Annotated in this window: 24 protein-coding genes, 1 tRNA gene and 1 other annotated feature; of the genes, 23 read left to right on the top strand and 2 right to left on the bottom strand. The window is 35.3% G+C overall.

Going from position 1 to position 17,265, the window contains the following annotated elements:
• Positions 1-13 precede the first annotated feature (13 nt).
• The 14 genes from CBG10_RS07830 to CBG10_RS07770 all read left to right on the top strand — a co-directional run bounded on the left by CBG10_RS07830 (position 14) and on the right by CBG10_RS07770 (position 11,118).
• Complete coding sequence (locus tag CBG10_RS07830; protein WP_094539323.1) at positions 14-1,198, top strand: phage tail tip lysozyme; 1,185 nt, start codon at positions 14-16, stop codon at positions 1,196-1,198.
• 18 nt (positions 1,199-1,216) lie between these two features.
• On the top strand, positions 1,217-1,795 hold the full coding sequence (locus tag CBG10_RS07825) for a hypothetical protein (protein WP_094512201.1): 579 nt from the start codon (positions 1,217-1,219) through the stop codon (positions 1,793-1,795).
• 1 nt (position 1,796) lies between these two features.
• Positions 1,797-2,438, top strand: coding sequence for a hypothetical protein (locus tag CBG10_RS07820; protein WP_094512200.1), 642 nt, complete (start codon positions 1,797-1,799; stop codon positions 2,436-2,438).
• A 15-nt stretch (positions 2,439-2,453) separates the two neighbouring features.
• Positions 2,454-3,125: a CPBP family intramembrane glutamic endopeptidase gene (locus CBG10_RS07815; RefSeq protein WP_179225359.1), complete on the top strand. Its 672-nt coding sequence runs from the start codon at positions 2,454-2,456 to the stop codon at positions 3,123-3,125.
• Positions 3,126-3,472: 347 nt separating this feature from the next.
• On the top strand, positions 3,473-4,747 hold the full coding sequence (locus CBG10_RS07810) for an acetate and sugar kinases/Hsc70/actin family protein (RefSeq protein WP_094512197.1): 1,275 nt from the start codon (positions 3,473-3,475) through the stop codon (positions 4,745-4,747).
• Between the two features lie 59 nt (positions 4,748-4,806).
• Complete coding sequence (locus tag CBG10_RS07805) at positions 4,807-5,403, top strand: hypothetical protein (RefSeq protein WP_094512196.1); 597 nt, start codon at positions 4,807-4,809, stop codon at positions 5,401-5,403.
• A 207-nt stretch (positions 5,404-5,610) separates the two neighbouring features.
• Positions 5,611-5,799 carry a hypothetical protein gene (locus CBG10_RS11240; RefSeq protein WP_168353416.1) on the top strand — a complete coding sequence of 63 codons (189 nt, stop codon included), beginning with the start codon at positions 5,611-5,613 and terminating at the stop codon, positions 5,797-5,799.
• On the top strand, positions 5,780-6,613 hold the full coding sequence (locus CBG10_RS07800; RefSeq protein ID WP_179225345.1) for a Fic family protein: 834 nt from the start codon (positions 5,780-5,782) through the stop codon (positions 6,611-6,613). Before CBG10_RS11240 ends, CBG10_RS07800 begins: the two co-directional genes overlap by 20 nt.
• A gap of 38 nt (positions 6,614-6,651) precedes the next feature.
• Positions 6,652-7,422 carry a Fic family protein gene (locus tag CBG10_RS07795; protein ID WP_094512193.1) on the top strand — a complete coding sequence of 257 codons (771 nt, stop codon included), beginning with the start codon at positions 6,652-6,654 and terminating at the stop codon, positions 7,420-7,422.
• Positions 7,423-7,647: 225 nt separating this feature from the next.
• A complete protein-coding gene (gene msrA, locus CBG10_RS07790; RefSeq protein WP_094512191.1) occupies positions 7,648-8,175 on the top strand; it encodes a peptide-methionine (S)-S-oxide reductase MsrA in 528 nt (175 codons plus the stop codon).
• A gap of 2 nt (positions 8,176-8,177) precedes the next feature.
• Positions 8,178-8,492 (top strand): metal-sulfur cluster assembly factor, encoded by a 315-nt coding sequence (locus CBG10_RS07785; protein WP_019252490.1) that lies wholly within the window; start codon positions 8,178-8,180, stop codon positions 8,490-8,492.
• 184 nt (positions 8,493-8,676) lie between these two features.
• On the top strand, positions 8,677-9,564 hold the full coding sequence (locus CBG10_RS07780; RefSeq protein ID WP_094502467.1) for an exonuclease SbcC: 888 nt from the start codon (positions 8,677-8,679) through the stop codon (positions 9,562-9,564).
• Complete coding sequence (locus CBG10_RS07775; protein ID WP_094512190.1) at positions 9,554-10,582, top strand: hypothetical protein; 1,029 nt, start codon at positions 9,554-9,556, stop codon at positions 10,580-10,582. Before CBG10_RS07780 ends, CBG10_RS07775 begins: the two co-directional genes overlap by 11 nt.
• Before the next feature lie 29 nt (positions 10,583-10,611).
• Positions 10,612-11,118, top strand: coding sequence for a hypothetical protein (locus CBG10_RS07770; protein WP_094512189.1), 507 nt, complete (start codon positions 10,612-10,614; stop codon positions 11,116-11,118).
• Positions 11,119-11,180: 62 nt separating this feature from the next.
• On the opposite strand, the gene CBG10_RS11730 is transcribed toward CBG10_RS07770, so the two are convergent.
• Both CBG10_RS11730 and CBG10_RS07765 read right to left on the bottom strand, forming a co-directional pair.
• Complete coding sequence (locus CBG10_RS11730) at positions 11,181-11,315, bottom strand: hypothetical protein (protein WP_003664012.1); 135 nt, start codon at positions 11,313-11,315, stop codon at positions 11,181-11,183.
• A 227-nt stretch (positions 11,316-11,542) separates the two neighbouring features.
• A tRNA-Arg gene (locus tag CBG10_RS07765) sits at positions 11,543-11,616 on the bottom strand.
• Positions 11,617-11,802: 186 nt separating this feature from the next.
• Here CBG10_RS07765 and CBG10_RS07760 point away from each other — a divergent pair.
• The 9 genes from CBG10_RS07760 (at position 11,803) to nusB (ending at position 17,156) form a co-directional block, all read left to right on the top strand.
• Positions 11,803-12,435 carry a TetR/AcrR family transcriptional regulator gene (locus tag CBG10_RS07760; RefSeq protein ID WP_019252494.1) on the top strand — a complete coding sequence of 211 codons (633 nt, stop codon included), beginning with the start codon at positions 11,803-11,805 and terminating at the stop codon, positions 12,433-12,435.
• A gap of 128 nt (positions 12,436-12,563) precedes the next feature.
• Positions 12,564-12,636 (top strand) — a sequence feature (ribosomal protein L21 leader region).
• A gap of 14 nt (positions 12,637-12,650) precedes the next feature.
• Positions 12,651-12,959 (top strand): 50S ribosomal protein L21, encoded by a 309-nt coding sequence (gene rplU / locus CBG10_RS07755; RefSeq protein ID WP_003664009.1) that lies wholly within the window; start codon positions 12,651-12,653, stop codon positions 12,957-12,959.
• 15 nt (positions 12,960-12,974) lie between these two features.
• Positions 12,975-13,298: a ribosomal-processing cysteine protease Prp gene (locus CBG10_RS07750; RefSeq protein ID WP_094509319.1), complete on the top strand. Its 324-nt coding sequence runs from the start codon at positions 12,975-12,977 to the stop codon at positions 13,296-13,298.
• A 25-nt stretch (positions 13,299-13,323) separates the two neighbouring features.
• Complete coding sequence (rpmA, locus tag CBG10_RS07745) at positions 13,324-13,605, top strand: 50S ribosomal protein L27 (protein ID WP_019252495.1); 282 nt, start codon at positions 13,324-13,326, stop codon at positions 13,603-13,605.
• 133 nt (positions 13,606-13,738) lie between these two features.
• Positions 13,739-14,446 carry a YggS family pyridoxal phosphate-dependent enzyme gene (locus tag CBG10_RS07740; RefSeq protein WP_094509317.1) on the top strand — a complete coding sequence of 236 codons (708 nt, stop codon included), beginning with the start codon at positions 13,739-13,741 and terminating at the stop codon, positions 14,444-14,446.
• A 12-nt stretch (positions 14,447-14,458) separates the two neighbouring features.
• Positions 14,459-15,535 (top strand): M24 family metallopeptidase, encoded by a 1,077-nt coding sequence (locus CBG10_RS07735; protein WP_094512187.1) that lies wholly within the window; start codon positions 14,459-14,461, stop codon positions 15,533-15,535.
• 1 nt (position 15,536) lies between these two features.
• The gene (locus tag CBG10_RS07730; protein ID WP_094512185.1) at positions 15,537-16,211 is read left to right on the top strand and encodes a 2'-5' RNA ligase family protein; all 675 of its coding nucleotides are present in this window, start codon (positions 15,537-15,539) and stop codon (positions 16,209-16,211) included.
• An 89-nt stretch (positions 16,212-16,300) separates the two neighbouring features.
• On the top strand, positions 16,301-16,738 hold the full coding sequence (locus CBG10_RS07725) for an Asp23/Gls24 family envelope stress response protein (RefSeq protein ID WP_094502474.1): 438 nt from the start codon (positions 16,301-16,303) through the stop codon (positions 16,736-16,738).
• A gap of 1 nt (position 16,739) precedes the next feature.
• Entirely contained in the window at positions 16,740-17,156 is a 417-nt protein-coding gene (nusB, locus tag CBG10_RS07720; RefSeq protein WP_003663865.1) for a transcription antitermination factor NusB, read from the top strand.
• The last annotated feature ends 109 nt before the right edge of the window (positions 17,157-17,265 follow it).

Genomic DNA, 17,265 nt, shown 5'->3' with positions numbered 1-17,265 from the left:
GGAATTGAAAAAGATGATGAAAGCACATCTGCTTGCTATTATTTCAATGATTGTTGGCGTGGTTTTATCGTTATTTGTACTCTGCATGGTCATTTTAATGATGTTCGGTATGGATAACGGTTGTGACAGTGAGACTGACACAAGTCAATTCAACGGAGTAGGAGGCAGCGGTGGTATTTGGACTCAAAAGGGAACGCCAGCTTATAAAAATGCTAAAGATACTTTTGACTTTTGGGTTGCAAAAGGTATGTCGGGTCCACAAGTTGCTGGAATTGTTGGTAACATTGGTGGCGCTGAAGACACTGGATTTGTTCTTGATCAAAAAGAATTAAGCGGTGGCTCAGGTGGGGGCCTTTATCAATTTACGCCTTACAGTAAATATTTAAATGATGCTAAATCTGATAAATCTTGGTCAGTTCAAAATCAAGGTGAGGTTGTATTGCACCTAGAACCAGATACCATCGCTGCCTATTTTAGAAAAACTAAGAATAGTTCTCCTGAGGATTGTGCTACTGATTGGATGAATATGTATGAGCGTCCAAGTGCGAAGGCACGGGAAAAAACAAATGGAGCCCGAAGAGCTGCAGCAAGAACTGCTTATCAGCTATTTGGAGGATCTAATATTAGTGGTAAGGATAGCTTACTTGGTGAAGCTGCTTCAACGGCTAGCGCTGGCGAGGCTGCGGATCAACAGAATAATTCTTGTGATACAAGTGGTGGCGATACAGCAAGTGGTAAATGGGGGTGGCCATTTAAGACTATTCCTAAAGATGGACCAACAAGATATGAAAATGGGCAACAATATGGCCATACCGGAATGATTCGTGGTGGTGGAAATGACTTCCATGATGGTTATGATTTTGGTTCAGCGATTGTCGGAGCTGGGCAACCAATTTTGGCGGTTCATGATGGTAAAGTATTTAAAGTTGCTAACGATGTTGGCTGGTGGTACGTCTGGGTTAAATCTTCAGATGGATACAATGAAGTTTATCAAGAGGCATTTAACGGTCGAGGAGACATTGCAGTTAATGAAGGTGATGAAATTAAAGTTGGTGATAAAATTGGGACTCTTAGTGGTTCGCATCTCCATTTAGGTATTACCAAGAAAGCAATTACTTCATCAGTTCAAAGTGGTTATTCTGACGATGGAACCTGGCTTGATCCAATCAAGATTATTAAAGAAGGAATAAATAATTAGGTGATGGAAATGAGGAAAATGAGTCCGAATATTTTATTATGGATAATTGCGATTCTGTGTGTAATTGCTACTGTTCTAAGCATACCGAGTCAAAAGCAATTAAATTATTATAAAGATCAATTAAGGATTACCAACAACCAAATCAATAAGGTTGAACAGCATGAAGCAAACAAATTATCTATTAACGATTCTTTTAATTACTATTCAGCTGAAATAACAGCTTCTAAGAAACTGCAAGAAGGATTAAGCAAGGTTGTTGGCGGAATACACTCAAATGATGACTGGAATGCTAATAAGGCCCAAATTGAAGAAGATTTAGGCCCTAAGTTAGCTGAGCAATTGAAAGTATATAATGTCGATCCTAATACTAAGGAATGGCTTTTCAAAGAAAATAATGGTGTAGAAATTGGTTATGGGAAAGTTAAAGTTAACAATCAGGTGCCTGTGATTGCGGTGGTTAGCTTTAAAACTATGGATAATCAATCTGCCGTTTATTTAATTAAAATGAATTATGATCTACAAAATGAGAAGGTATTAAATTATCAAAAAATTAAACCAGTGACTAAGCAAGTTATGAACGTTGAGGGCGGTGATTGATATGGGTAAGAAAATATCCTCAGTTATAGGCTTGATAGTGATCATTGTCAGTCTAATTTGTTTAGGAACATTTAAGCTACAGCAGATTCAATACAATAAAGAAACAGCGAATGTCAAGCAAATGTTAAATCAACGTAAAAAGGTCTTACAAGAAAGACAAAAAATAGCCCGTCAGAGTGTTCTTAATGAGAATTTAGTAAGTTCTAACAAAACTAAATCTGAAAACACCCAAGCTTATGAAGCTAGCCAAGATTTACAAACAATTACTAAAAAGTTCTTTATTGAGTATTTTACTTATGATAGTCAAAATACTTATATCAAACGTAAGAATAGAGTACATGGAATTGCAACTAGTTCGGTGCTAAATGATAAGAAGTTGTTCAATAATGGCCTTGATAAAACTGGTCATAGCATAATTGATGCAGAACAAATTACTTCATCTTATGATGGAAGCAATGCTTATGTGAGTGGTATAGATCAAAATCAAATTGTTAGTGGGATTGTTGAAGTATCATATTCTTCACGTAAGGGTTCTCATAGTTCTTCTAAAACAACCGATATTTACTTAGTGAAATTTGATGGTAATCAAAGAAAAGTGATTCAAATTCAACGGATTGGGACAATTGGAACAGTTGTTAATTAGTGAGTGGCGATGAATATGACAGCAAAAATAAGAAAATATGCTTTATGGCTTAAAGGACAAAGCCTAAAATTTAATGAATGGGTAATCATATTTGGTTATGTGCTAATTTGGCTATATGCTGGCACAGTTACGGGAATTGAAGGTTCATATTTGCTAGCTGGTAGCTTTACTTTATTATTAATATCCTATCTATTATGGCTGCGTCCTAAAATTCGCCGGCTTTCCTGGAAAAAATTTGTGGAAGCACTAGGCTTAGGGCTATTACCATTAATGGTTGAACTTATATTTTTACTAATTGTAATACAGTTTAATAATCATATAATTGGTAATTCAAATACATCATTGATTGTAAAATTACTTCAAAAAAATATAATCTATGTAGCTTACGTAGTGATAATTGCACCTATTTTGGAAGAAATTGTCTTTCGGAAGAGTTTTTTTCATCGTGTCGATGCTTGGCTAGCATCTTGGGTTGATAATTCAAAATTGAGAGTTGGAATTAGTGCATTTATAGTTGCAACAGTGTTTGCGCAAATGCACGGCGCCTCAATTGGGATTATCTACATTTTATTAAGCTTGTATTTTCAATTTATTTATTTACACTTCAGTAATCTGGAAATGAACATTATTGCGCATATTACTTTTAATACTAGTACACTAGGATTGATGGTAATGGCAAGCTTGTAGTAAAGGAACATTGTCTAAATTTGGACAAGGTTATCCTATAGGCTATAAATGATATAAATATGAAATTAGGGCGGTAGAATAACTATCGTCTTTTTTATTATCTCCAAATTAGATTAGTCCCTTGATGGCAGAACTTCACTTAATTGAAATTAAGGTTACTCTAGTTATATTAAATCTTTTTATTTAGATGTTATTTTATCTAGTTATTGACACCTAAAATAAAAAGAATTAATATATAAGCGTCAATTAATCTGTATGTTGAAATTTATACTTTAATTAGCGGATATAAGTAACAAATAAATTTCAATATGACATCTATTTAGCGAATATATTTTGGAGGTAATCAAATGACTTATAAACTTTATTTTGCAAATGATGCAGGAAATGACTCATTGAAAGGAACTCTCTTTACTAGTGATGGTACAGAAACTGCAAAACAAATCTTTAGTGCTGGAGAAGATATAGAATGTCCTTCAGTAATTGCTATGAAAGATTCCTTGGATGTGACTGCTCCTGTTGAATTTAGCTCAGAAGCAGAAAAAGATGCTTATATGGACGATTTTTTAAAGCATATGGACGTTTCTATTACTAGCAGTTCAGTTAGTGAATCAGGTCGATTTTTAGTCGGTCAAGCAGCTTTAGATAGTACAATGCCATTAACGCATTTTGATTACAATGACTTATCAGGAAAATCTGAAGTTGACCTTACTTTGTTACTTACATTAAGCAATTTAGCCGGCAAAAGAGTCCAGGATGCTTATAAAAAAGGAGAAGATTTAGATAATCAGTTAAAAATGGACGTATATATGACAACTGCATTGCCAATCAGCGAGGCGAAACAGCCTAATGTTTTAAGAAACTATCGTAAACGATATATGGATAATACACATATTGTTACATTTCATAACTTTAAAAATCCAATTAGTGTATCGCTGCAATTTAAAAATGTTTTTGTCGGGTTGGAAGGAGAAGTTGCTTTTGCAGCGATTAAAAATTCGCCAAATGCATATCCTGAATTGGCTAATATCATCATTAATTCTCTTAAAGAAAAGTATCCTAAAGTAGCAGATAAAATTAATAATCAATTCATTAAAAATATTAAAGATGCGATAGGTTTTGACCTTGGTGGTAAAACAAGTGACTGTACAGTAATTACTAATGGAAAGCCAAATATAATGGCTTCGAATTCTATTATGCGAGGATACGATAATGTCCTTCAACGTTCGGTTGATTACTTACAAACTAAGAATTATGGATTTGATAATATTCGTCAATTACAAAAATATCTTAATGAAGATGAAAATCCATTTGCGCCAGGCAGTAAAGAAAAAGTTATTAAAGTGGTAAGTTCAGCAGCAGAGCCTTTTGCTGATGAGATTGTAAGTAATGCTTCTCAAACACTACGGAAGATTGGAACAAGTATTAAGATCGGGTTTGTATTCGGTGGAGCTGCAGTACCAATGAAAACTACTCGGCTTTATGAGAAACTTAACAATAAATTTATGAGTTTCAATGGTGATCAAATAATTCCAATTGTTTGGGTTGATGGACCATATGCTCAGGTATTAAATAGGATGGGCTTAGTTTTAATTTTGAAAGCATTAATGGGTCCTAAAGAATAATATAGATTACAAAATCCTGTTATAATGATATGTATATATAATGAATGGGAGCGAAGCATATGCCGAGAGGAGCAGTTACTAAAGCACGTAATTTACAATTGTATAATGACGGACCAGTAAAAGAATGGATGGATATTCAAAACTCGCTTGGTTCATCTATTGGTCAATCCATTACGTTTATTACTGCATTGTATGGGGAAGTAGATTTACCTTCTACACTCCCTAAAATACGAGCAAATCAACAAATGAAATTTAATAATAGTAATTTAAAAAATGGACAAAAAAGCGACAATATCCAAAATGGAAAATTTGAAACCAAGACTAAAACAATTAGAATACCGGACTATAGTGAAGTTAACGCTTGGTTTGAAGCACAGACGGCTCCTAGCGAATCAGTGAACCAATTAATCTTTTTAATTATTGGTATGTTCGGAATTACTGATTTTCCTTGTGCCTTATCTTTTTCACAGGGAGAAATAATTAGCGCTTTAGAACAGTCTTTCTTTAATAATCCGAAAGAGTTAAGCAAACAAGATAGTTTTCAGACTAAAGAAACTAATACGCAGGAAAATCAAAAATCACAAATGAACGCTGATTTATCCGATTCATCTAATATTGATTTATCAATGATTAGTACAGATTTAGATGATAAATAGTCGAATATTTGAAACTTAAATTTTAATTGTAAAATATAAACTTCATAAACTTGAGTTTATGAAGTTTATATAGTTATAATAGTAATTTTTAGTTGAATGTATTCTGTTATTTTTAATATAAGTGTTAAATGTTACTTATGTTGAAACTTATGAGTTAATAATATAAATTGTTAGAATCTTTTTCAAAATAAAGTAGGGATTGATACAATGAATTTAAATTCTGATTCAATTAAATTAATCAAAAATTGGCTTCTTCAAGTTCCACTAGATGAGTTAAGAAAAAAGATTAATGAATGTGAGAGTCAGTCTGATAAAGAATGGTGGGAACAGATATATAAACTTGCTGTTCAAGAAAGAAAGGAGTGCGAGGATTATAATGGAGAATCAAAAAATTGATGTTGCATACGCATTAAGAATGGAAAGAGACTCAAAGACGTCAGCAGGATTGTATGACTGGTCCCAAGTACAGTTCTCATTTAATAGTAACCATATGGAAGGCTCAACTTTGACGTTAGGACAGACCGAACAAATTTATCACAATCGTGAGTTCATAGCAGATAAGGATCAGCGAATAAGACGCGATGACCAAATTGAGACGGAAAATCACTTTAAACTATTTAATTATATGCTAGATACAATTAATCATCCTTTAACACTAGAATATATTAAAAAATTGCAGGGAATATTAAAGAAGGGGACAAGTGATGAAGAAAACCCCTTAAAGGTTGTTGGAGATTTTAAGCGAATTAATAATATTATTAACAATACTAGATTGGGCGACACTCAAACCTCAAGAGCAGCAGATGTTCCTCGTGATTTGAAAGCACTAATAGAAAGATGGGAACAAACAGATCATCTTAAAATGAAAGATTTTGCTGATTTTCATTATGCGTTTGAAAATATTCACCCATTTAGCGATGGCAATGGTAGAGTTGGTCGGATACTCTTATTTAAAGAACGATGTCGTAATTCCTTAATGCCATTTATTATTAGAGATGAAAATCGTGCTTTTTATATTCGCGGTCTTAAACAGTATAAAAACGATCCAGAATATCTTTTAGGAACGTTTGGCCAGTCGCTTGATGAATATACTGATGCAGTACAACAGGTCTATGGTAATGATTTTGAACTTCTTCCTAAGACTAAGGTAAAATCAAATCAATTCGAACAATCTAATTTAATAAACAAAAAGAATATTCATAAGAGGTAAATTCGTATTAGATAACAATAAAAGAAAGGAGCATAGTTATGGTAGATAATACAGCTTTGGCTCAATTTATTGCCTCATTTGGGAGTTTGAATGGTTATGGAAGTACTGTTGCTCAAACAAAAAGGGCTTTAGATACAGGAAATACTAATGCTTTGGAACAAGATAATGAAGATGTACCCATTTTTAAAGATGCTTTAGCTGGGATTAAAGCAGTGAAAAAAGATGGTTTTACAGTTGAGGGAATTATTAATATCAATAAATCTTTTGTATATAGTAAGGAAGAAGATCCTGCTATTCCTGGTCATTTAAGGAATTCAATGTATAATTCAGATGATAATATTGCGATTACAATTGATACAGCTGGAAAAGATCACTATTTTCCTCCAGAAGTAGTTTATAAAGCTGATTTACAAAAGATTATTGACGAATTTAAGCATTCTGCGCAAACTAAACAGGATGCTTGGCTTGTATTTGCAAAGTTAGCAAAATTACAACCTTTTCAAGATGGTAATAAGCGGACAGCGTTAATTGCTGCAAATGCAGCCTATAATGTTTGGGAGAAAGAAAATTATTTAGTTCTGCCTTTTAGTGAACTAGATCGTGCTGAATTTACAATTAACTTAATGCGATTTTATGGGGCAACGGATCATAGTGCCGAAAATAAGGCTTTTTCAAAAATGTTAGAGCTTCTTCCTAATGATAATGAGCAAATTTACCATAAACATATTAACGAACAAAAAGCTTTGAATCCGAAAACTGTAAAACTAAAACCTCTTTTTCGAAATGGTCATAAAGAAATGAGGCGATGAATGAATACAAATTTAAAACACTGTAGATAAACTAATCTAAATTGATATATTGGGTTATAATTAAGTAATAATTTAGAGAAACTTTGTGAATTGAACTATTTTCCCATGGGAAAATCATGGGAAAAAATATTCTAGATTTCTCGATATTTCTCATTAAATCTCGGTATTTAGTCAAAAAGCATAACGTCTATAAACATTGATAAATCAAGGAAAGGGTTGATATATATGAGTTTAGATACAGCGATATTTGCCGGCGGGTGTTTCTGGTGCATGGTCCAGCCGTTTGATACTTATCCGGGAATTGAGAAAGTTGAATCAGGTTACACTGGTGGCCATGTTGCCAATCCAACCTACGAGCAGGTATGTTCTGGAACAACAGGCCATACAGAAGCAGTAAAGATTACTTTTGATCCTGATAAAATTTCATATATAGACTTAGTAGAGATTTATTGGCACCAAACTGATCCGACTGATGCAAGTGGTCAATTCCAGGATCGGGGAGATAATTATCGTCCTGTAATTTTCGTTAAAAATGATGAACAGCGTAAAATTGCAGAGGAATCGAAAAAGGCTTTACAGGAAAGCGGCCGTTTTGGCGATGCAAAGATTGTAACAACAATTGAGGATGCGCAGCCTTTCTATCCCGCGGAAGACTATCATCAGGGCTTTTATAAGAAAGATCCGCAACGGTTTGCCTTAGAAGAAGCTGGTGGCCGGCAACAATTTATTGAGAAGTATTGGAAAAATAATTAATTATGAGAGACAAACAATCAATTAAGGACGATATTGTCCAACGATTAGCAACGGTTATTGATCCTGAACTTCATATTGATATTGTTAATTTGGGCCTCGTTTATACAATTGATCTCGATAATGATGGAATATGTTTGATTGAAATGACGCTAACGACAATGGGATGCCCGTTAACAAATGTGTTGGCTGAGATGGTAGTTAAAGCGGTAAAAGAGGTTCCAGAGGTAAAAAATGTTGATGTGGAATTCGTCTGGGAACCTGCTTGGACGATTGACCGCATGAGCCGCTTTGCCAAATTGTCGTTAGGGGTTCATTAAGATTTAAATAATTAGATATGGGAAAATAAAGGCTTTTCATAACGGAAAGTCTTTTATTTTTGCCTTTGTAAAACCAGATCTATGCTAAAAATATAAAGTTTTTGAAAAAAATTTAAAAAGAGTGGAAAAAAGGTAGTAAAGTTATTTATTATAATAGGTAGTTATTTAGACAAGGAGCATGCTTATGGCGAGTGTAGAAACTAATAGTGATTCACTTGATGTTACTCAAGTCATCAATCAACAAATTATTACAAAGATAAAGTATTTGCGACGCTTTAATGATGCAATCTCAAACCATCGTGATCGGGAAATCTACCAATTATTAGATAACCAACGCTATGCTAAAGAGATTGAGCATCGGGAACAACAACCAAATGATAAAGGTGTAATGAACCTAGTCGATGATTTGGCTGATCAATTAAGTAATTACCTTAGTGAAAACTTAATTAAATATTTGGGTAAAACCTATCCCTTCTTCTATTATGAAGAATATCAAACTGGTCACTACCGGATTTATTTTGGTAACTGGTGGGATCGTCGTCAATTTGGTGAATTAGACGTTTTGAATGTTCGTTTTTCTTTTGACCAAACAGAATATGATAAATTACGGACAGCTTTTGAATTAGCGCGTGACAATAAACGCTACAATAGTGACCGGATTAGTAAAATTTCTAGTAAAAATGACCGTCTCCAGGATTTAATTGATCACCAACGAGAACGTGAGGAGCGAAAGGAAGCTCTTCAAGAACAGTTAAAAGAGATTAGTTCACGTTCTGGAATTTGGGAATCAAGTCGTAACAAGGAGAGTCGTCAGGAACTGGTTGAACAATTACAAAAGTTAGAGGATCAAGAAGAAGAGTCTCGTAATGCAGCCCAAACTATTAAGGATAATGAACGCGTTGTCCTATCTTTATCAAAAGAAAATACGATTTTAAGTTATGAACAAAAGAGCATTATCGATACTTTTGGCAGCTTTGAAGATTTCGAATTAGCTAATCGCAATTTATATGCTAATTATTTAGCTAGTTTAAATGGATCAGAAGGAAAGCAGGTGGACGACGATGAGCAATAATCGAATCGTGACTTCTCCTAGTGAACGGGTCCAAGCTCTTTCTGATTCATTTAAGGATGTTTTAAGTCTTGGACAAAGGTATGTTGACCTCTTAGACCAGTTAGCCCAGACTAAGGATGCTAAGAATTTATTATCAGCTACTAATAAATTAGCAAAAATGGACTTGGCGAATGCGTTTATTGATTTTCCACCACATTATAAAGCAGCTGACTATTATCTGATTTTTATGGATCGCCTATTAAAAATGCATGGTGATACAGCTGTTAACGTTGCAGAAAATGAATTAAATCATGAATTTGAAGCGACTGTTGCGGCTATTGGTAGTGAAGCTGTTTTTAAATTTGAAGTTGATAGTCGAGGAGAAGCAGCTTTTACAGAGCAAAGTCAGCACGAACCACTTTTCTACTTGAGTTTAGAAGATAAATTAATGCAATTTAATAACCGCGCATTAGTAAATTATTTTATCGTTTATGCGCTTAAACAGCATACTGACCTTGAATTACGTGATGCGGTTAAACCTCTAATTGATTTTGCTAAATACTTGCAAAAAGATCTTGATTTCACGATTGATCTAGGTATTTTAGCAACTTCTAATGATCGTCGCTTTATGTTGGATAAGCCTGAACTTCCACTGACAGTAATTGATCGTTTATTTGTTGCGACTGCTGATGAAGATTATATGTTGATGAATTTGCCACGGAACAATGGGGCTGAGTTACTATTAGATCAAGGTACAAAACTTGACATTGCTTTTGATCCGGACGATTATAGTCAAGAGTGGGCCTTCTTGGTGAAAGATTCTGATGAGCAAATTTCATTCTTTGATGTATTGCTTCATTACGACCTAGTTCGCGAATGGTATTTAGCAAACCGTTCTGCCCTGGCCGTGAGAACAGATCATATGGAGATTGTTGATGAAGAATCAGAAGCCACAGCAGAGATGGCAGAAGCTGAATCTCCAGAAGAAGCATCATCGACTGAATCATCAGAAGATTCAACTTCGAATGAGGAAGAATAAGTAGCAGATTTTATTGTGGAGGCATGGCAATGTTAGATATTACTAAAATGCTTCACCAAATTATCGATTTAGAATTAAAAATTGATGATGAAAAGGAATTAATGATTGGGCCAGAAACAAGAAAGCAAACAATTTTTGTTGACCTTGATATTTCGTTATCAAATATGGCTGAAGCAGCAGGGTGGTATAAGGTAGTTAATCCTAGTGAAATAGACAAAGAGGATTTGCTAAAATCATATGTTGAATCAGTAGCGCTACTCTTATTGTATAGTGCAAAGATGCAATGGACACACTTGGTTGTACTCGATGATCAAGCCTGGCAACGGATTACGGATGCGAAAAGATCTACAAAGTTAGCAGACCTTAATAAATCGTATTTGGTAATCAAACACTTTTTGAGTGATGCCTACTTTAATCATCAACAGGAAAGTTTCCGGCACGCTTGGCATCTTTTGTTAAAAATGGGAATTAGCGATTGGCAATTAACGCCTGATCAGATTTCCGATGCTTACCAAGCAATGATTGACCAACATTAGAATAAAAAAGCGAGAGGTCGAGGAATTTTTCCTCGGCCTCTCGTGTTGAACGGAATATAAGATTAAGCTTTTCGATCTCGTAGGCGATTGGTAGTTGCACTATGTTTTCCAGTTTCTTGGTTACTAAGACTGCCAAACATAAATTCACCAATTACCGACGCAACCAAAATTAAAACAATAATAAGAAATGGTAGCATAATAATCACCTCAAAAAGCAATCTCTATATTCATTATTATTAAAAATGTTTATTTTTGCAACGAAATTGTAACATATGAGAGTGCATTTAAGAAATATTTAAGAAATACTTAAAAAATAAAAGTGGAAAATTAGAAAGTTATTCCTAAGTTTATACTGAGATAACTAAAAAAAGAGGATAAGGAAACAAAAATGTTTCTCTATCCTCTTTTTAAAATAGCGTTTATATGGAGCGAGCGAGACTTGAACTCGCAACCCTCGGTTTAGAAGACCGATGCTCTATCCAGTTGAGCTACCGCTCCAAACAGATCTAAGTATATAATTTTCACTACAAAGTTGTCAATGGTAATAATCTGATATAATTATTTTATTAAGATAAAGCCGGCACTTTCGTTGACAAAACGCTTTCATGACAACTATACTTTAAACATAGTAGAAGTACGAAAGTAGAAGGAACTTAAGCTGTATGATGGAAGGATGATGATTAAATGGCTGCTAATAAGACAGACCCGCGTGTAATTAAAACACGTAATAGTCTGCGTAAAGCTCTTGTATATCTGATGAGACGTGAAAAGCTTGAAGATATTAGCGTCCAAAAGATTACTGAAACTGCCAACATCACCCGGGGAACTTTCTATCTTCACTATAAGGATAAACAAGATTTTATTCAGTCAGCAATCCAAGAGATTATTGACGATTTCTTTAACCAAGTAATGATTGATAGTAATTTTTCGAAAGAACGGACGGTAAAGGTGTTTTCACTCCGCAAAGCGTTTCAGTATATCGAAAATAACGCCGATATTTTTGATGTTCTATTAAATAATGAAAAGAATAACTTCTTTTATGAACAACTTTACAATCGGTTAGCAAATGAGATGACACACTTTAATGAGCAAGTGAACAAGAATCAACAGTTGAAAGTCCCGCTTAATTTGCAGATTTCCTTTATTGATTCAGCATTTCTTGGCTTGGTAAGTCGATGGCTAGAAGATGGCATGATTTATACTCCACGTTACATGACACAAAGCGTGGCAAAAATGTTGGATCAGTTTAGTGGTGAAAATGTTTCTTTGGTTAATTTTTTTGATGGTGAATTAGAAGGAACTTTAGAAAAAATTTAGTAGCTACTACAAGATAAAGAGGCTTTGAAAAATTATCTTTTCAGAGTCTCTTTTTCGTTATAAAAGTATAGATTGCGGTTGACGAAGAGGATAATATTTGATATTATACAAACGTTGTATTTGTGAACCAACAACTACAACCGCACGTTATTAAGTCTAAAGCTTATTTAGCTGCTTAGTACGGCGAGTCTGAGATATAAGGAGGTGCACAAAGTATGTACGCAATTATCGTTACTGGTGGTAAGCAATACAAGGTAGAAGAAGGTGCTTCTATCTATGTTGAAAAGCTTGATGCTAAGGAAGGTGACAAGGTAACTTTTGACCAAGTTATCTTTGTCGGTGGAGACGACACAAAGATCGGTACTCCTGTAGTTGATGGTGCTTCTGTTGAAGGTACTGTTGACAAGCAAGGTAAGGAAAAGAAGGTTGTTACCTTTAAGTACAAGCCTAAGAAGCACACTCACACTAAGCAAGGTCACCGTCAACCTTACACTAAGGTTACTATCAACAAGATCAACGCTTAATGTGGAGGTGAGATCATGATTCGAGCACAGTTTACTTTAGATTCGAATCAGCGGATCACTTCTTTTAAAATGACTGGGCATGCTGACTCTGGTCCATATGGGCAAGACATTGTTTGTGCTGCAGTTTCTGCATTATCTATTTCAACGGTGAACGGCCTTGAACAAGTTGTTCATACGAAGCCTCATCTTAAACAAGATAATGCTAATGGTGGCTTTCTTGAAGTTACAGAATTGGATCTTGGTCATGATAGTCAGATTCTTCTCAGAACTTTGTTAAATGGATTATGTGATATCCAGGAAAGTTATCCACAAAACATTGAAGTAAAAATGTTTGATTAAAGTTCATTGCTGGAGGTGAACAACTATGATTATGGATTTGCAATTCTTCTCCCACCACAAGGGGGGTGGTTCCACTGCTAACGGTCGGAACTCAGCTGGTCGTCGTCTTGGTACTAAGGCTGCTGATGGTTCAATCGTAACTGCTGGATCAATCATCTATCGTCAACGTGGTACTCACATCAACCCAGGTGAAAACGTGGGTCGTGGTGGAGATGATACATTATACGCTAAGGTAGCCGGTGTTGTTAAGTTTGAACGCATGGGTCGCAGTAAGCGTAAGGTATCAGTTTATCCAATCGCTGAATAGTAATAAAAAGACTGCTTTTCTACATGAAATAGTAGTCTTTTTATTTTTAAAATAATTTTTCGTGCTTCATTGTATGTTAATCTATAATATAAGAATATAATTAACTGATATATTGAAGGGAGTATAACGTTTAATGACGATTGTTGATAAAGCTAAAGAAGTCCAAAAAAAAATTATTGCTGCATGCAAGCGAAGCGGTCGAGACCCTCAAGACGTTCAATTGTTACCGGTTAGCAAAAATCATCCAGCAGCAGATATTGCAGAACTTTACAAAGCAGGATGGGACAATTTTGGTGAGAATTATGTTCAAGAATTGGATAAAAAGCATGGTGAATTACCAGCAGACATTAACTGGTATATGATTGGCCATCTTCAACGTAATAAGGTTAAATACATTGCTAATTACGTTACAATGATTCAATCGGTTGACTCCCTTAAATTAATGAAGACAATCGAAAAAGAAGGAAAAAAGCACGATCGAATAATCCCGATTTTAATTGAAGTTAATGTTGGAGAAGAAGAGAGTAAATTTGGGGTTAAGCCAACTTTGCAAGATTGCATGGAATTAGCTGAGGCAAGTCTTCAATTACCACATATAAAGTTACAGGGATTAATGACTAGTGCACCTTATTATGATGATCCAGAAAAAACACGGCCGATTTTTCGCCGATTACGTGAATTGCGAGATGAGATGAATAAGCAAAATGATCAATTAAAGTTAGATGTCCTTAGCATGGGGATGACCCATGATTATGAGATAGCGGTAGAAGAAGGCTCAACTTGTGTGCGAGTTGGGACAGCTATCTTTGGCCCTCGTGATTACTCTAACCGCCAGTATTAAAGGAAATCTGCTATGTCTAGAATTAAACGTCTACAGAAAAAATTTGAAAACTTGTATATCGATGCATTTTTGGTAACGAATGAGAAAAATATTTATTACCTTACTGGCTTTAATCTTATGGAAGGTGATGGATGCCTCTTAATAACAAAAGATAATGCGATTATTATTACTGATGACCGGTACCAACTTGCATTAGAAGAATTTGAAAACGATGAGGTTGTGGGAATGATTACCCGTGACTATTACGGTTCGCTCAATAAAATATGTCAGGGGATGAAAGTGACTGTTCTTGGATATGAAGATACAGTTACTTACGCCTTATTTGATGTGCTTGATGAGCAGATGACGACAGATCTCGTTCCTTTTCACCAGCAAATTGAACGGATGCGAATGATTAAGGATAGTGATGAAGTAAATGCCTTGCGTACTTCTGCGGACCTCCATTCAGCAGGATACCAGTATCTTTTAGGAAATGCTCATGCCGGGATGACAGAGCGCCATGTTGCGAATTTGCTTGATTTTTGGATGAAGGAGCATGGAGCAAGCGGGGCCTCTTTTCCAACAATTATTGCTAGTGGTAAAAATGCAGCCAAACCGCATGCTACAGTTTCAAAAAAAGTGATTGAAGACGGCGATGTTGTTACTGTGGATTTTGGTTACTATGTTAATGGCTATACGGCCGACATGACCAGAACGTTTGCAGTTGGTTCGATTGATCCAGAATTACGTGATGTTTATCAAATTGTCAATGAGGCTCGTGAAGCTGTAATTCAAGCTGCTCATGTTGGTCAACGAGGAAATCAACTTGACTTTGCAGGACGACAAATAATCGAAACAGCAGGTTATGGCGATGAATTCAATCATGGAATGGGGCATGGAATAGGATTATCGGTTCATGAATTACCTGCTAGCTATGGTCCTAGTACTAAAAATGTTAAATTACGAAATAATGAAGTTATCACTGTTGAACCTGGTATCTATATTCCTGAAATTGGCGGAGTCCGGATAGAAGATGATATCTTGATTACTCACGGTGGAATCGAGGTATTGACGAAGGCGCCCACTGACCTAATAATTGTTGGAGAATAAGATGCAACTAGCGACTCTGTATAATAATATTAATCAACAGGGAATGTCGGCAATTAGAAACCATCAAGAACAGCTAGATAGTAACTTGCTAAATCCTGATAAAGATATGCGACGGGGACTGACGCTTACTGCTTCACTTCCTGCGCATGTTAGCCGTAATATTATGTTTTGCCTGCAAAAATTGGCTGCAATTGAACCTAACCAATACTTTTATCCTCCTGCTGACTTGCATATTACAATTATTGACCTAATTGCAGCTAGTTCTAATTTTTCGCTCTCAACATTCGAAGTGGAAAAATATAAAAACGTAGTAGGGCAGATTATTTCACAAATTGAACCGATTCACTGGCAGTTAGCAGGGATGATCACTAGTTCAGGAGCGCTTCTTGTAAAAGGGTATTATTCAGCAGAATTATCAACGTTACGGAATCAACTTCGGCAAGAGCTGCCATTACATAATTTGTTGCTAAAAGAACGATATCCAATAATTTCAGGTCATGTGACAGTTGCACGGTATACTAGGCCTCTTCAACAAGCAGATTGCTTTTTGGAGACGTTAGAAGGATTTAAATCAATTAATTTCGGACAATTTACCACATCTAGTCTCGATTTAGTCGTTCATGATTGGTATAATCATAATTCGCAGTTAATTTCTAAATTGTCGCTACGTTCCTAATTGACCAAGTTGTTGCAATTTGTTCGAACATAGTGCAGAATAGAAATGATTACTATAATTAAGAGAAGAAATAAATTGGAGGGCTGACGATGGCTGAAGAATCAAAGATTGTTTTAAGTAGTGAAGACAAGTCACTCGGGACAATTCAAATTTCGCCACGAGTTTTAGAAATTATTGCGGGGATTGCCGCAAGTGAAATCGATGGTGTTTCAAAGATGTATGGTTCATTTGCAAATAGCGTAAGTGAACTTTTGGGACGCTCTGATCGCCGGCGTGGGGTAAAGCTTTCCAGCAATGATGAAAAATTATCACTTGATGTGGATGTTTATGTTGAATATGGTGTCTCTGTTCCTAAAGTAGCGGCAATGATTCAAGATAAGGTCAAACAACAAATCGCATTAATGACTGACCTAAAAGTAAAAGAAGTTAATGTTCATATTAAGGGAATCGTAACATCTAAAGAAGACCAACAAGTAGACCCTAATGACTTGTTTGGCGAACATCTTAACGACGAGGCTGGTGAATAAAATGAGTTTGAACCGACACATGATTCGTGAGGAGGCTTTCCAAGTTCTCTTTGCTTTACAATCAGACCCTGAAGCTGATATTCAAACTGTATACGAGGCGATTCCTCATCATGATGAAAAGCAAATTCCGCCTTATTTACTAACTTTGGTAAATGGGGTACGGGAACATCAAGATCAGCTTGACGAACAAATCAATGATCTCTTGGCAAGCGGATGGACGATTAACCGTTTAGCAAAGCCAGACTTAGTGATTTTACGGCTTGCTCTATTTGAAATTCAATACGCTGAAAATGTTCCAACAGTAGTAGCAATTAATGAAGCATTGGAACTTACGAAAACATTCAGTAGCGATAAGTCACGTAAATTTATCAATGGAGCCCTTGGTAAATTTGAAAAGCAAGTCAACGAAAATAATTAATCTTACTGTTAACAATAATTCTGGGGTGGAAAAGATGAAGCGATAAACTTCTGATTCCACTCCTTTTTTGCTTAGGCGCAATATTATTATGGTAGAATATAAAATGGAA

It is taken from the genome of Limosilactobacillus reuteri (genome assembly GCF_002254085.1).
Lineage (GTDB): Bacteria > Bacillota > Bacilli > Lactobacillales > Lactobacillaceae > Limosilactobacillus > Limosilactobacillus reuteri_K.
Note: the sequence above shows the minus strand (reverse complement) of the source record. Positions and strands in the feature narration are given on the sequence as shown.

Excerpts from the sequence above, each read along its gene's own strand:
- CBG10_RS11240 (WP_168353416.1), top strand. The coding sequence starts at position 5,611 with ATGAATTTAAATTCTGATTCAATTAAATTAATCAAAAATTGGCTTCTT.
- rplU (WP_003664009.1), top strand. The coding sequence starts at position 12,651 with ATGTACGCAATTATCGTTACTGGTGGTAAGCAATACAAGGTAGAAGAA.
- CBG10_RS07800 (WP_179225345.1), top strand. The coding sequence starts at position 5,780 with ATGGAGAATCAAAAAATTGATGTTGCATACGCATTAAGAATGGAAAGA.
- CBG10_RS07825 (WP_094512201.1), top strand. The coding sequence starts at position 1,217 with ATGAGTCCGAATATTTTATTATGGATAATTGCGATTCTGTGTGTAATT.
- CBG10_RS07785 (WP_019252490.1), top strand. The coding sequence starts at position 8,178 with ATGAGAGACAAACAATCAATTAAGGACGATATTGTCCAACGATTAGCA.
- msrA (WP_094512191.1), top strand. The coding sequence starts at position 7,648 with ATGAGTTTAGATACAGCGATATTTGCCGGCGGGTGTTTCTGGTGCATG.
- CBG10_RS07730 (WP_094512185.1), top strand. The coding sequence starts at position 15,537 with ATGCAACTAGCGACTCTGTATAATAATATTAATCAACAGGGAATGTCG.
- CBG10_RS07725 (WP_094502474.1), top strand. The coding sequence starts at position 16,301 with ATGGCTGAAGAATCAAAGATTGTTTTAAGTAGTGAAGACAAGTCACTC.
- CBG10_RS07760 (WP_019252494.1), top strand. The coding sequence starts at position 11,803 with ATGGCTGCTAATAAGACAGACCCGCGTGTAATTAAAACACGTAATAGT.
- CBG10_RS07770 (WP_094512189.1), top strand. The coding sequence starts at position 10,612 with ATGTTAGATATTACTAAAATGCTTCACCAAATTATCGATTTAGAATTA.
- CBG10_RS07735 (WP_094512187.1), top strand. The coding sequence starts at position 14,459 with ATGTCTAGAATTAAACGTCTACAGAAAAAATTTGAAAACTTGTATATC.
- CBG10_RS07780 (WP_094502467.1), top strand. The coding sequence starts at position 8,677 with ATGGCGAGTGTAGAAACTAATAGTGATTCACTTGATGTTACTCAAGTC.
- CBG10_RS07775 (WP_094512190.1), top strand. The coding sequence starts at position 9,554 with ATGAGCAATAATCGAATCGTGACTTCTCCTAGTGAACGGGTCCAAGCT.
- CBG10_RS07810 (WP_094512197.1), top strand. The coding sequence starts at position 3,473 with ATGACTTATAAACTTTATTTTGCAAATGATGCAGGAAATGACTCATTG.
- CBG10_RS07815 (WP_179225359.1), top strand. The coding sequence starts at position 2,454 with ATGACAGCAAAAATAAGAAAATATGCTTTATGGCTTAAAGGACAAAGC.
- nusB (WP_003663865.1), top strand. The coding sequence starts at position 16,740 with ATGAGTTTGAACCGACACATGATTCGTGAGGAGGCTTTCCAAGTTCTC.
- rpmA (WP_019252495.1), top strand. The coding sequence starts at position 13,324 with ATGATTATGGATTTGCAATTCTTCTCCCACCACAAGGGGGGTGGTTCC.
- CBG10_RS07750 (WP_094509319.1), top strand. The coding sequence starts at position 12,975 with ATGATTCGAGCACAGTTTACTTTAGATTCGAATCAGCGGATCACTTCT.
- CBG10_RS07820 (WP_094512200.1), top strand. The coding sequence starts at position 1,797 with ATGGGTAAGAAAATATCCTCAGTTATAGGCTTGATAGTGATCATTGTC.
- CBG10_RS07740 (WP_094509317.1), top strand. The coding sequence starts at position 13,739 with ATGACGATTGTTGATAAAGCTAAAGAAGTCCAAAAAAAAATTATTGCT.
- CBG10_RS07805 (WP_094512196.1), top strand. The coding sequence starts at position 4,807 with ATGCCGAGAGGAGCAGTTACTAAAGCACGTAATTTACAATTGTATAAT.
- CBG10_RS11730 (WP_003664012.1), bottom strand. The coding sequence starts at position 11,315 with ATGCTACCATTTCTTATTATTGTTTTAATTTTGGTTGCGTCGGTAATT.
- CBG10_RS07795 (WP_094512193.1), top strand. The coding sequence starts at position 6,652 with ATGGTAGATAATACAGCTTTGGCTCAATTTATTGCCTCATTTGGGAGT.
- CBG10_RS07830 (WP_094539323.1), top strand. The coding sequence starts at position 14 with ATGATGAAAGCACATCTGCTTGCTATTATTTCAATGATTGTTGGCGTG.